This is a genomic window from Biomaibacter acetigenes, assembly GCF_003691585.1.
Taxonomy (GTDB): Bacteria; Bacillota; Thermosediminibacteria; order Thermosediminibacterales; family Tepidanaerobacteraceae; genus Biomaibacter; species Biomaibacter acetigenes.
Window position 1 is genome coordinate 1 of the sequence record NZ_CP033169.1, and the last position, 12,723, is coordinate 12,723.

Consider the following 12,723-nt stretch of genomic DNA (forward strand, 5'->3'; position numbering starts at 1 on the left):
ATGTCTATCGACCTTTCTTCTTTGTGGTGCCAGGTCCTTAAGATACTTAGCAGCGAACTCAACAATGACATGTCTTTTAATACCATGTTAAAACCTGCTAAACTTGTCAGTCTCGATCAAAATATCGCCACAGTCGAGGTGCCCAACATTTTCTTGAAACAGGTTATTGAAAAAAGATATATAAATCTTTTAAAAGATATTCTACGTTCCATTTTGAAACAGGATATAAGCATTTTCTTCAAGGTCGGCGATGACGCCAATTTTTCCGGTACAGGCCTTGAATCCTATTCTTCGCAAATTCTGGACCGCTACGATTCAAAGTCTTTTTCCGAAGAACCTATTTCATCTTTAAATCAAAAATATACCTTTGACACTTTTGTAGTAGGCAACAGTAACCGCTTCGCTCATGCCGCTTCCCTGGCTGTGGCCCAGTCTCCTGCCAGGGCATACAACCCCTTCTTTATTTATGGAGGCGTAGGTCTTGGAAAAACTCATCTGATGCATGCTATAGGCCACTATATTCTTTCTCAGAAACCCAACTACAAGGTTGTTTACATATCTTCTGAGAGGTTTACCAATGAACTCATCAACTCTATAAAAGATGACAAGAATGTGGAATTCCGCAACAAATACAGGACCATCGATGTGCTTCTAATTGATGACATCCAGTTTATTGCCGGCAAGGAGAGGACTCAGGAGGAATTTTTCCATACCTTTAACGCCCTTCATGAAGCCAATAAGCAGCTGGTCATATCCAGCGACCGGCCTCCCAAGGAAATTCCAACTCTTGAGGAGCGCCTCAGGTCAAGGTTTGAATGGGGGCTTATCACCGACATCCAGCCTCCGGATTTCGAGACCCGTATAGCTATACTTTTAAAGAAAGCGTCAATGGAAAACCTCACCGTGCCCAATGATGTCATCAACTTTATAGCCACCAAGATTGAAACAAATATCCGCGAACTGGAAGGCGCCCTTATAAGGATAGTGGCTTACTCATCCCTGACCAACTGCCCCATCGACATAAATCTGGCCGAACATGTTTTAAAAGATATTCTTCCCGATCAGAAACCAAAAAAAATTACTATTTCCGATATACTTCAAGAAGTGGGTCGTCATTTTTCTTTGAAAGTGGATGATTTCAAAGCTAAAAAACGCACAAAAGATCTGGCTTTCGCCCGCCAGGTGGCCATGTACCTCTGCAGCGAGCTCACTGACCTCTCACTGCCCAAAATAGGAGAGGAATTCGGAGGCCGCGACCACACCACTGTGATACACGCCAGGGATAAAATCGCACAAGACATGGCCAAAGACCCGCAGCTTTCTATGCTAATTGACAGCCTCAAGAAAAAACTGGTTCAGAGTTGATAAGCTGTTAAAAATTACTGGATATCCTGTTTATAAAAAGTGGACAAATTTCGACTAAATATTTTTTTGTGGACATTGTTTATAAAGTTATACCCATTTTCCACAGGTTATACACAGGGACAACACTTAAAATACAGTTATTCACATAAATTATCCACATATTCACAGCCCTTACTACTACTATTACTATTTTATAATTTTATGCGCAGTATAATATTTTTATGACATGTTTTTAAAAAAAATTTTGTAGGGGTGATTTTATGAAATTTATCGTGGATAGAGATATTCTTCTTTCAGCATTGTCCGTTGTTGAAAAATTTGTACCATCAAAATCTCCTATAACTCTTTTATCTGGAATCCGGTTCATTGCTTCCCCTGACTATCTGTCCCTTTCTGCCACCGACCTTGATATGGGTATAGAACATAAAATACCGGTGGTGGATACCTCCGATGATTCTATAAAAATTCTGGAAACCGGGTCTAAAGTATTTCCCGCCAGGATTTTTTCTGAGATAGCCAGGAAGATGCCCATGGGAGAAGTCATGTTTTCTTGTTCCGACGGCCGTGTAGAAATAAATGCGGGCAATTTCAGCATGACCCTTCCGTATTTTGAGTCTGAGGACTTTCCTGAAATAACCCGGGACGAACTTTCGCCGGCTATGAATTTTTCTCAAAAATTGTTTAAAAATATGATAAAACAGACCATATTTGCCAGAGCGGAGGAATCTACTTCCAGGCCTCAACTTACAGGGATTCTGGTGGAATGCCGTCAGAATACGCTCAATATGGTGGCCCTCGACGGATTTCGCATCGCATGGCGAAAAGAGAATCTGGAAAAGGATTCTTCAGTCGTAAATGCGGATTTCAGCCTTATCATTCCTGGCAGGACCCTTATGGAAGTTTCCAGGATATTCGGGGACGGGGAGGAGAGTTTCACCCTGTATGCCGGGAAAAACCGGGTGGAATTCCGGACCGAAAGTACAGTAATATCTTCCAGGTTACTGGAAGGCAATTTTATAGACTATGAGCAGGTTACACGGGTAGAACCAAAAACCATTGTGGATATAGATGTGGACAGCATTTTCTCGGCCATAGACAGAGGGTTAACCCTGGCCAGGGAGGGAAGCAAGAACAACCTTATAAGATTTCGCATTTCCGACGGTTTGGTGGAAGTCAGCGCTGAGACCGAAATGGGAAGCCTTTGCGATAGAATGCAGTGCCAGAAGGAAGGGGATGATCTGTTAATAGCTTTCAATGCCAGGTTTTTGATGGATGCCCTGCGCTCCATTGAAACCCCCGATGTGCACCTTACATTCTCCGGTGAATCGGGGCCATGTATCATGAGGCCTAAAGGGGCCCAAAACCATGTGAACTTTGTTTTACCCGTAAAAATAAGGGGTGAAGATTATTGAAAAAGGTGTATATAAAAACTTCTACCATAAACCTGGACCAATTTTTAAAATGGTCGGGAGCCGTTTCCACCGGCGGAGAGGCCAAAGTATTGATTAGTGAAGGCAGGGTAAGGGTCAACCGCCAGGTGGAAACCCACAGGTCAAAAAAGCTTTCTCCTGGCGATGTGGTGGAGCTTGAAGGCAGCATCTTCGAAGTGGCCCGAGGGCGTGAAAACTGATGTATCTCAGCCATCTGAGACTCTTTGATTTTCGTAATTTTAAAGAACTGGATGTGTCTTTTTCCCCGGGGATCAATATCCTTTACGGTGACAATGCCCAGGGTAAGACAAACCTCCTGGAATCCATTTTCTTTCTTTCCAATCTCAGGTCCGAAAGGGCTGTAAGGGATCAGCAGCTCATCATGTACACAAGGCCTCTGGCCTTTTTAAGGGGTGTGTTTGAGACCTGTGCCGGCCCGGTGGAAAGGGAAGTTACGGTGTATTCCGATAAGAAAAAGGTAGTAAAAGAGGGCGGAAATCAAAAAAACCGGTGGTCGGAGATATGCGAGGATATCAGCGCTGTGTTTTTTTCTCCTGATGACCTGAACCTCATAAAAGGCGAACCTTCCTTGAGGAGAAAATTCCTTGATACTGTTATATATCATATAAAGCCAGGATATATAAAATACCTTCAGGTCTACTACAGGGTGCTGGCCCACAGAAACACGCTTTTAAAGGCCGTCAAAAAAAACCCTTCCCTTTCGGATAACATTGACCCTTGGGACCTGCAGCTTTGCGACACAGGTTCCAGAATCTTTACGGAAAGGTTGAAATTTTTAGAAAGAATTGGTCCGGATATACTTGAAATTTTTAAAAAATTCACCGGTGGAAGTACGGATTTTAAAATAAATTATATCAACAGCGTGAATTTTATGTCCCGGGACAGTATTAGGCAGGATTTTTTAAAAACATTGAAAGGCTCCAGGGAAAAGGATATCGCCAGGAGTTTTACCACCTGCGGCCCCCACAGGGATGACATCCAGTTTTTGCTTGACGGCCATGACGCCAGGTTTTTCGGTTCCCAGGGACAGCAGCGGATGCTGGTGCTCTGTCTTAAGATGGCCCAGGCAAAGATTCTTTTCCGGGAAAGGGGAGAAGCTCCCATAATGCTGCTGGATGATGTGATGTCCGAGCTTGACCTCACCCGAAGAAAACTCATTGTGGAAAACCATGGTTCCCAGGTGTTCATTACTACCACGGATTTAAAGTTCATACCCGATGAGATACTGGCAAAAAGCAAACTCTATCAGGTAAGGGCAGGCTCAATGGAGTGATAATTATGGAAAAAATAGGAATAATATTAAAGGAATCCCTAAAAAGATCCGGCTTTGAAAAAAGATTAATGGAATTCCAGATATTTTTAAATTACGACATCCTTGTCGGTGAAAATATAGCCAGGGTTTCCAGGCCGGTGTTTTTCAGAAACGAGGTTCTTTTCATAGGCGTCGAAAGCCCCATATGGTCACATCAGCTTCATTTTTTGAAAAGGGATATTATAGAGAAGCTGAACTCTTCCTTAAGGCAGCCTCTTATCAAAGACATAAAGTTTCAAATATGCAGTATAGATAGGCAGGATTCCGCATGTTCCAAAGGGCCTGAAAGGAATACTACCGCTAGAGTACCTGACAAAAAAATTAAAATGATATATAATATTAGTTCGGAAATACAGGACCCGGAACTTAGAAAAAAATTCATAGAGCTTATGATAAAAGACCAGGAGTACAGGATGAAAAAGGAGGAAATCAAGTGTTCATCCATATAGGCAGCGATGAAGTGGTGCTCAAAAAAGACGTGATAATGATCCTGGATAAATATGCGCTGGTTTCAAAGGATACCTCGGATTTTATGCAGGTGGCCAAAGAGGAGGGCTTTGTCCAGGGTGAGGACGGTATGGATAAAAAATCCATAATCATCTGTGATAAAAAGATATTTTTTTCTCCCATATCTTCCGTCACTTTGCTCAAGAGATCCAATTTTTTAAAAAACCTTTAAGTTTTACGGCACAGGTTTTAAGATAGTTTGGAGGTTTTAAGCTTGGAAAAAAAAGGGGTATACGATGAAAATAAAATAGAGGTTCTGGAGGGCCTTGAGCATGTGAGGCTTCGTCCCGGCATGTACATCGGTTCTACCGATAGCCGCGGTCTTCACCACCTGGTATATGAGGTGGTGGACAACAGCATAGACGAAGCTCTGGCGGGATACTGCAAAAATATCTGGGTGACCATAAACAGGGATGGCTCCATCACCGTGGACGACGATGGTCGGGGAATCCCTGTGGGGATACATCCCAAGGTGGGAAAACCGGCTCTGGAGGTGGCTCTCACCATGCTGCATGCTGGAGGAAAGTTCGGCCACGGAGGGTATAAGGTATCCGGCGGCCTTCACGGCGTGGGAGTATCAGTGGTGAATGCCCTTTCTGAGTGGCTGGAAGTAGAAGTCAGGAGGGAAGGAAGCATTTTTTATCAGAAATACGAGAGAGGCGTCCCGGTAACCCAGGTTATAAAAAAAGGCGATGCGGAAGGAACGGGTACAAAAATTACCTTTAAGCCTGACAAAAAAATCTTCGAGGATACGGTCTTTTCTGCTGATATCCTCACCCAGAGGCTGAGGGAACAGGCCTTTTTAAACAAGGGCATAAAAATAGAACTGGTAGACAGCAGAACTGATAAGAAAAGTGTATTTCATTATGAAGGCGGCATAGCCTCTTTTGTGAAATACCTCAACCGAAACAAGGATGTGCTTCATGAGGAACCTATATACATGAAATCGAGCCGGGAAGACATGGAAGTAGAAGTGGCAGTGCAGTACAACGACACCTATGTAGAGACGGTGCTGTCCTTTGCCAACAATATCAACACCCATGAAGGTGGTACCCATCTGAGCGGTTTTCGGACTGCCCTCACTCGCAGCATAAATGACTATGCCAGAAAGACCAATCTCCTTAAGGAACAGGATGCCAACCTTTCCGGGGAAGATGTGCGGGAAGGATTGACGGCGGTCATCAGCGTAAAGCTTCAAAATCCCCAGTTTGAAGGCCAGACCAAGACAAAGCTGGGAAACAGCGAAGTGAGGGGCATTGTGGATTCGGTGGTGGGGGAAGGTATTTCCCGCTTTCTGGAGGAAAACCCCTCCACAGCCCGAATCATTGTGGAAAAGGCCATAGGTGCCGCCCGGGCCCGGGAAGCCGCCCGCAAAGCTAGGGAACTTACCCGCAGGAAAAATGCCCTGGAGCGCACCACGCTCCCGGGTAAGCTGGCAGACTGCAGCGAGAGGGACCCCAGGCTGTGTGAACTTTACCTGGTGGAAGGAGACTCCGCAGGAGGTTCCGCCAAGCAGGGCAGGGACCGCAGGATCCAGGCCATACTTCCCCTCCGGGGTAAGATACTGAACGTGGAGAAGGCACGACTGGACAAGATACTGAACAATGAGGAAATCCGTTCCATCATCACCGCTATAGGCACCGGAATCGGGGATGAATTTGACATAGAAAAACTTAGGTATCATAAAATAATACTTATGGCCGATGCCGATGTGGACGGTGCCCATATAAGGACACTCTTGCTCACATTTTTCTATAGGTATATGCAGCCCCTCATAGAAGCCGAAAAGGTGTATATAGCCCAGCCTCCGCTTTTTCAGGTGGTACTGGGCAAGCAGGAGTATTATGCATACAATGAATATGAATTGAAACAAATCCTGGACAAACTGGGTAAAGACCGAGAAAAGGCCGTTGTCAACAGGTTCAAGGGCCTCGGCGAGATGGATTCGGAGCAACTCTGGGAAACTACCATGAATCCCGAAAAGCGTACCATATTGAAGGTGAGCCTGGAGGATGCCGTGGCGGCCGATGAAATATTCACCATCCTCATGGGCGACAGGGTGGAGCCCAGGAAACAGTTCATATTCGAACACGCTCACGAAGTTGTCAATCTGGATATATAATATTGATTAATTTAAAGTGACGGAGGTCTTTGAATGGCTGAATCAGCTGAAAAAATAGTGCCTGTAAACATCGAAGAGGAAATGAAAAAATCCTATATAGACTATTCCATGAGCGTTATCGTGGGCAGGGCACTGCCGGATGTGCGGGATGGCCTCAAACCCATCCACCGCAGGATCCTATATGCCATGAACGACATTGGCCTCACCCCGGATAAGCCCTACAGGAAATCCGCCACCATCGTAGGTGAGGTCATGGGCAAATACCATCCCCACGGTGATGCGGCCATCTACGATGCCATGGTGCGCATGGCCCAGGATTACTCCATGCGCTACATGCTGGTGGACGGCCACGGCAATTTCGGATCTATAGACGGCGACCCTCCGGCGGCCATGAGGTATACCGAGGCCAGGCTTTCGAAGATAGCCATGGAGATGCTGTCTGACATAAATAAGGATACCGTTGATTTTATACCTAATTTCGATGAGAGGCTAAAGGAACCTACGGTGTTGCCATCCCGCTTCCCGAACCTCTTGGTCAATGGTTCCTCGGGCATCGCAGTGGGCATGGCCACCAACATCCCTCCCCACAACCTCTCGGAGGTCATAGACGGTGTGGTTATGATGATAGATAATCCCGGTGTCTCCATCGATGACCTCATGCAAGTCATAAAGGGACCGGATTTCCCCACCGGGGCCTCTATCCTGGGGCGGGACGGCATAAAAGAGATGTACAGGACCGGCCGGGGGTCTTTGACGGTCAGAGCCAAAGCCACCATCGAACCCATGGAAGGCGGGCGTCAGAGGATAGTTGTCACGGAAATCCCATACATGGTGAACAAGGCGCGGCTGGTGGAAAAGATTGCGGAACTTGTGCGGGAAAAGAACATCGAAGGCATATCGGACCTGAGGGATGAAAGTGATAGATCCGGAATCCGCATTGTCATAGAGCTCAAAAGAGATGCTAATCCTCATGTGATATTGAACCAGCTTTACAAGCACACCCAGATGCAGGACACCTTCGGAGCCATCATGCTGGCACTGGTGGACAACAAGCCCCGGGTGCTGAACCTGAGGGATTTGATATACTACTACCTGGAGCACCAGAAAGATATTATCGTTAGGAGGACAAAATATGACCTGGCCAGGGCAGAGGAGAGGCTTCACATTCTGGAAGGCCTGAGGATCGCCCTTTCCCACCTGGATGAGGTCATATCCCTCATTAAAAAATCCAGGGATGTGCCTACGGCCAGGGAAGGCCTCATGAACACTTTTAACCTCACAGAGAAGCAGGCCCAGGTCATACTGGACATGAGGCTGCAGAGATTGACGGCTCTGGAGCGCCAGAAAATAGAGGAAGAATACAAGGAAATCCTGGAAAAAATAGAATACTACAAAAAGGTGCTATCTGACGAGAAAATGGTGCTGGGCATAATAAAAGACGAGATCCTGGCCATAAAGGAAAAATATAGGGATGAGCGTCGCACCAAAATTGCCACCGCAGTGGATGATTTTGAAGCCGAAGACCTCATCGCGGAGGAAGATGTGGTCATTACCCTGACACATCTGGGCTATGTCAAGCGCCTGCCCCTTTCCACATACAAAAATCAAAAGCGGGGAGGCCGGGGAGTTACAGGTGTAACCACCAGGGAAGAGGATTTCGTGGAGCGCATATTCGTGGCCACCACCCACCATGTGGTGCTGTTCTTCACTGATAGGGGCAGTGTCTACAAGCTCAAGGCCCACGAGATCCCCGAAGCGGGAAGGGCCGCCCGGGGCACCGCCATAGTAAACCTTTTGCCCTTAAAACCGGGTGAAAAGGTCAACGCCGTCATACCCATCAAGGATTTCGGAGAGGCAAGATACCTGCTCTTTGCCACCCGGAATGGGCTGGTAAAAAAGACCCTGCTTTCCGAGTACGAAAGCTCCAGGAAGGCCGGCCTTATTGCCATCGGGCTCCGGGAAGAGGATGAGCTCATAGCCGTAAGGCTTATAGACCGGGAGGATCAGGTGCTCCTGGGGACGATGGAAGGCATGGGCATAAGATTTTCCGTGGATGATGTGAGCACTATGGGGCGCACCGCCCACGGGGTCAAGGGTATATCCTTAAGACAGGATGATAAAGTGGCCTCGGTGGATATATTAAAACCCGGGTGCGATGTGCTGGTGGTGACGGAGAAAGGCTTCGGCAAGCGCACCGGTGAGGAGGAATTCCGGCTTCAGTCCAGAGGCGGCAAAGGCATCATAATCCAGAAGGTCACCGAAAAGACAGGCCATCTGGAAGCCATAAGAGTGGTCAGCGAAAAGGATGATGTAATGCTGTGCACCGCCTCGGGAATAGTAATACGCATGGAAGTTTCCGGGATTTCAAAGATGAGCCGCAACACCCGGGGCGTCACTTTGATTAAACTTGAAAAAGATGACCAGCTGGCATCGGTGGCGGTGATTAGCGAAGAATAAGTAACGATGGGGCAATACAATTTTCTTTGGTGTTGCCCCTATATTTTATATGATTTATGTGGGAATTTGATTAACAATAATCCTTGTATCATAACCGCAGCGGGGGCATGTAAAAAGATGGATGCACTCATGGGGGGATTCTCCCATAGTAGTGGTATCTTTATCAAGATACGGATTGTAAGGGTCAAAATAATCCTCCACCCTTCCCCAATCCTCCATTTCGCTGCCGCAGTTGGGGCAGGTTTCATTCACATTTATCAGGGCATTGCATAGGGGACACTCGAAGTCCACAAATATCACCTCATATGTAAGCATGTCTTATATAAAAGTTTTTATTCAATGATTTGTTTTTTCATAAATTATTCGCTTCAGTTTTTAGATGCAAAGCATCTATTCAAACAAGGGAGGTTTTTTCTTTTCGTAGCTTTTAGCTTTTTGAAAACAAATGCATAGCAGTGGTTTTCATTGTACAATAAAAGAAAGCTCCACATTGAGGGAGCTTTTTATTTTATAACTATGTTGTATTTTCGCAATCTTCTATACAATGTTGCTCGACTTATGCCCAGTTCCTGGGCTACTTTTTCTTTCACATTTGCCATATCCTTGTATTTTTCTAGAAGTGTAATTATTTCACTTTTTTCTACATTGTCAATTTTTTCTCTGAAAGGTTTCGCATCATTTTTTTCGCAGTTCGTTGAAATTGTTTTTTGAAGAAGTTTTGATGGCAAGCTTGACAGATTTATTACAGTATCTTTCTCTATGTTTATGGCATATTCTATGCAGTTTTCCAGTTCACGTATGTTACCTGGCCATTCGTAATTCATCAGTGCTTTCATCGCTTTGTCGGAAATGCCTGTTATGTTTTTCGAAAGCAAATTGGAGTATTTCTTTATCATATGCTCTATCAGCAGGGGAATGTCATCGGCGCGTTCCCTCAAAGGAGGTATATAAATGGGGATGACATTTAGACGGTAGTACAGATCTTCTCTGAACTCCCCCTGTCTCACCATTTTTTCCAGGTTTTTATGAGTGGCTGCTATGATCCGCACGTTTATGGGCAGGGTTTTACTGCTGCCCAGCCGTTCGATTTCTTTTTCCTGGATTACCCTGAGGAGTTTTACCTGCAGATAAAGCGGCAGATCGCCTATTTCGTCGAGGAAGATGGTGCCACCGTTGGCCATTTCAAACTTTCCGGGCTTTCCGCCGTGCCGTCCCCCCGTAAAGGTTCCGTCCTCGTAACCGAAAAGTTCGCTTTCCAGAAGGGTATCGGGGATGGCACCGCAGTTTATGGCTATAAAGGGTTTGTTATGCCTGGAGCTGGAACAATGGATGGCTCTTGCAAAAAGTTCTTTGCCGGTCCCCGTTTCGCCCAGGAGAAGGACCGTTGAAACGCTATTGGCGATCTCCTTTGCCAGATCCTTTACGGCACGCATAGACTGACAGTTACCGATTATGTCTTCAAAGCTGTACAGCTTTCCCGTTCCTCCTATTCTATAAACAAATTGGCGGACTTCCTGCATATCTCTCGCAGAAATTATTAGAGCTTCAACCTTTTGTTTTACTTTAATTGAACGGGCAGATACCAGTAAGTGGTATTTTCGATTTTGCCTTGTAAATATTAACTCACTTTCCCATGTCTCATTATCGAGCGATTCTATTTTTTTTAGAGGCAGGGAGGGCAGGACATTAATTACGTTGAGTCCTCTCATCTCATTGGAACTCATGTTGAAAAGCTGAGCGGCCGCCGTGTTGCAAAGAGTTATGGTCCCTATGCTATCCGTATATATTAAACCTTCTTCGGTAAAGTTTATGGCATTTACCAGCTTTTCGGAAAAAATCAGCAACTCATTGTGGACGGCTCTTTCAGCAATTTTGACAGTCAAAAACTCGCCCATCTGATTGAGAAATTCTATATATTCATTATGATAATTTAATATTTTATTTTTCTGTTCTTCAGAGAAACTTGTCAACCCTATGTCTCCTATTACCTGACCTCTGAAAATTATGGGCGTTAATATCAATGCTTTTTCGGGACACTTTTTTGCCCAACTGCAATCAGCACAATAAGGATGATAGCCGGGATTCTCTACTATGATGGGTTTCTGGGAACGGAATAATTCTGCCTTGAAGGAAGAGTTCAGGACAGAACCTTTTGAGGAAAAATAGCCTCTGCTGCTTGCCACCAGATTGTAATCGGAGTCGGAAATGGTAACTTCGAGTCCCAGCGCCGCATTTATTGCATTGGCCACCCGCTGAGCATCGGCTTGGATATCCATCAGATAGGTCATATTATTCCTCCAATGTGGATATGTTGTAATTAATATATCATTGTCCAAAACGAATGTCAATTCTGAGATGTATTGCGTATCAGAATTGAGAATGAGATATAATTTATCCTTAAAATAGCCCGTTTTTCCGCCAACTCCCTTTGGCATTGTTTATGCAATATTTACTCAGAAACATTCAGGTAGAATAATTCGAACAGGAGGTTAAAAAATGAGTGGGAAACTGAATATGGGAGTCATAGGACTGGGCCTCATAGGAGGGCTTCATGCAAGAATCATCAGCGAATTGCCTCACACAGAGCTGGTGGCGGTGGCCGACATCAACGAAGAAGCGGCCAAAAAGACGGCCCAAAGTTATAACTGCGATTTTTACACAGATTACAACGAATTGCTGGCACGGAAAGATATCGACGCCGTAAGCATTTGCGTGCCAGAAGAGTATCATGTGGCGCCGGCAGTGGAGGCGGCAAAAACTGGAAAACATATTTTAATGGAAAAACCCATAGCAAAGACCTGCAAAGAAGCGATGGAAATCAAAAAAGCGGCCGAGGATGCAGGGGTAAGACTGATGGTGGCGCATGTGCTGAGATTTGATCCTCGCTACCAGCAACTTTATAAATCTATTGAAGTGGGACAAATAGGAGAACCAGTGCACCTTTATTTAAAGAGGACGAATCCTGCTGCATCGGCAAAACGGCTAAAGGGCAGGGTATCCATATTTTATTTCCTTGGTGTTCATGATGTGGATCTCATGCTTTGGTACGCCGGTTCAAAGGTTAAGAGGGTGTATGCCCAGAAAGTATCCAAGGTGAATGCTGATATAAATTCTGAAGATACAATAATGGCCATATTCAATTTTGAAAATGGAGCCATAGGATGCCTTGAACTGTGCTGGGCGCTGCCGAACAACACCGCACTGGGTATCGTAACATCGGCGGAAGTGGTAGGTACAAAAGGGGCTGGTTATGTGGAAATATGTGATCAGGGCCTGACCATATATACCGAAAACAATGTCTTTTATCCCGATACCCTTCATTGGCCGGAAATCAACGGTAAAATATGCGGCAATTTAAGAGATGAAATATCGCACTTTGCCGAAGCTACTCTTAAAGGAACGCCGTATGTGGTGCCTACCGACAGTGCAATAAAGGCCGTGGAAGTTATCGAAGCGTGTTTTAAGTCTATTGAAACGGGACTTCCAGTGGACATGTAGTTTACAAAAAG

General features: G+C 45.4%; 11 protein-coding genes. 9 read left to right on the plus strand and 2 right to left on the minus strand.

Annotated elements, in window-relative coordinates; all coding sequences use genetic code 11:
- The 8 genes from dnaA to gyrA all read left to right on the plus strand — a co-directional run bounded on the left by dnaA (nucleotide 1) and on the right by gyrA (nucleotide 9,214).
- Nucleotides 1–1,365 (plus strand): chromosomal replication initiator protein DnaA, encoded by a 1,365-nt coding sequence (dnaA, locus tag D2962_RS00005; protein WP_122013731.1) that lies wholly within the window; start codon nucleotides 1–3, stop codon nucleotides 1,363–1,365.
- 260 nt (nucleotides 1,366–1,625) lie between these two features.
- On the plus strand, nucleotides 1,626–2,777 hold the full coding sequence (dnaN, locus tag D2962_RS00010; RefSeq protein ID WP_122013732.1) for a DNA polymerase III subunit beta: 1,152 nt from the start codon (nucleotides 1,626–1,628) through the stop codon (nucleotides 2,775–2,777).
- A gap of 5 nt (nucleotides 2,778–2,782) precedes the next feature.
- Nucleotides 2,783–2,995 carry an RNA-binding S4 domain-containing protein gene (locus D2962_RS00015; RefSeq protein ID WP_245985156.1) on the plus strand — a complete coding sequence of 71 codons (213 nt, stop codon included), beginning with the start codon at nucleotides 2,783–2,785 and terminating at the stop codon, nucleotides 2,993–2,995.
- Nucleotides 2,995–4,089 carry a DNA replication/repair protein RecF gene (recF, locus tag D2962_RS00020; protein WP_122013733.1) on the plus strand — a complete coding sequence of 365 codons (1,095 nt, stop codon included), beginning with the start codon at nucleotides 2,995–2,997 and terminating at the stop codon, nucleotides 4,087–4,089. Before D2962_RS00015 ends, recF begins: the two co-directional genes overlap by 1 nt.
- A gap of 5 nt (nucleotides 4,090–4,094) precedes the next feature.
- Nucleotides 4,095–4,577: a DciA family protein gene (locus tag D2962_RS00025; protein ID WP_122015691.1), complete on the plus strand. Its 483-nt coding sequence runs from the start codon at nucleotides 4,095–4,097 to the stop codon at nucleotides 4,575–4,577.
- A complete protein-coding gene (remB, locus tag D2962_RS00030) occupies nucleotides 4,562–4,807 on the plus strand; it encodes an extracellular matrix regulator RemB (protein WP_120765155.1) in 246 nt (81 codons plus the stop codon). Before D2962_RS00025 ends, remB begins: the two co-directional genes overlap by 16 nt.
- 42 nt (nucleotides 4,808–4,849) lie before the next feature.
- Nucleotides 4,850–6,757, plus strand: a complete 1,908-nt coding sequence (gyrB, locus tag D2962_RS00035) for a DNA topoisomerase (ATP-hydrolyzing) subunit B (RefSeq protein ID WP_122013734.1) — start codon at nucleotides 4,850–4,852, stop codon at nucleotides 6,755–6,757.
- Between the two features lie 33 nt (nucleotides 6,758–6,790).
- On the plus strand, nucleotides 6,791–9,214 hold the full coding sequence (gene gyrA, locus D2962_RS00040) for a DNA gyrase subunit A (protein ID WP_122013735.1): 2,424 nt from the start codon (nucleotides 6,791–6,793) through the stop codon (nucleotides 9,212–9,214).
- A 54-nt stretch (nucleotides 9,215–9,268) separates the two neighbouring features.
- Here the strand turns inward: gyrA and D2962_RS00045 are convergent, their stop codons facing one another.
- Both D2962_RS00045 and D2962_RS00050 read right to left on the minus strand, forming a co-directional pair.
- Entirely contained in the window at nucleotides 9,269–9,505 is a 237-nt protein-coding gene (locus D2962_RS00045; protein WP_245984806.1) for a hypothetical protein, read from the minus strand.
- 212 nt (nucleotides 9,506–9,717) lie between these two features.
- Complete coding sequence (locus tag D2962_RS00050; protein ID WP_162991018.1) at nucleotides 9,718–11,502, minus strand: sigma-54-dependent Fis family transcriptional regulator; 1,785 nt, start codon at nucleotides 11,500–11,502, stop codon at nucleotides 9,718–9,720.
- A 208-nt stretch (nucleotides 11,503–11,710) separates the two neighbouring features.
- On the opposite strand from D2962_RS00050, the gene D2962_RS00055 reads away from it, so the two are divergent.
- Nucleotides 11,711–12,712 (plus strand): Gfo/Idh/MocA family protein, encoded by a 1,002-nt coding sequence (locus tag D2962_RS00055; protein WP_122013738.1) that lies wholly within the window; start codon nucleotides 11,711–11,713, stop codon nucleotides 12,710–12,712.
- The last annotated feature ends 11 nt before the right edge of the window (nucleotides 12,713–12,723 follow it).

Bases quoted from the DNA above. Each gene is read 5' to 3' on its own strand.
- dnaA (WP_122013731.1), top strand. From the start codon at position 1: ATGTCTATCGACCTTTCTTCTTTGTGGTGCCAGGTCCTTAAGATACTT.
- dnaN (WP_122013732.1), top strand. From the start codon at position 1,626: ATGAAATTTATCGTGGATAGAGATATTCTTCTTTCAGCATTGTCCGTT.
- recF (WP_122013733.1), top strand. From the start codon at position 2,995: ATGTATCTCAGCCATCTGAGACTCTTTGATTTTCGTAATTTTAAAGAA.
- D2962_RS00025 (WP_122015691.1), top strand. From the start codon at position 4,095: ATGGAAAAAATAGGAATAATATTAAAGGAATCCCTAAAAAGATCCGGC.
- gyrA (WP_122013735.1), top strand. From the start codon at position 6,791: ATGGCTGAATCAGCTGAAAAAATAGTGCCTGTAAACATCGAAGAGGAA.
- D2962_RS00050 (WP_162991018.1), bottom strand. From the start codon at position 11,502: ATGACCTATCTGATGGATATCCAAGCCGATGCTCAGCGGGTGGCCAAT.
- D2962_RS00055 (WP_122013738.1), top strand. From the start codon at position 11,711: ATGAGTGGGAAACTGAATATGGGAGTCATAGGACTGGGCCTCATAGGA.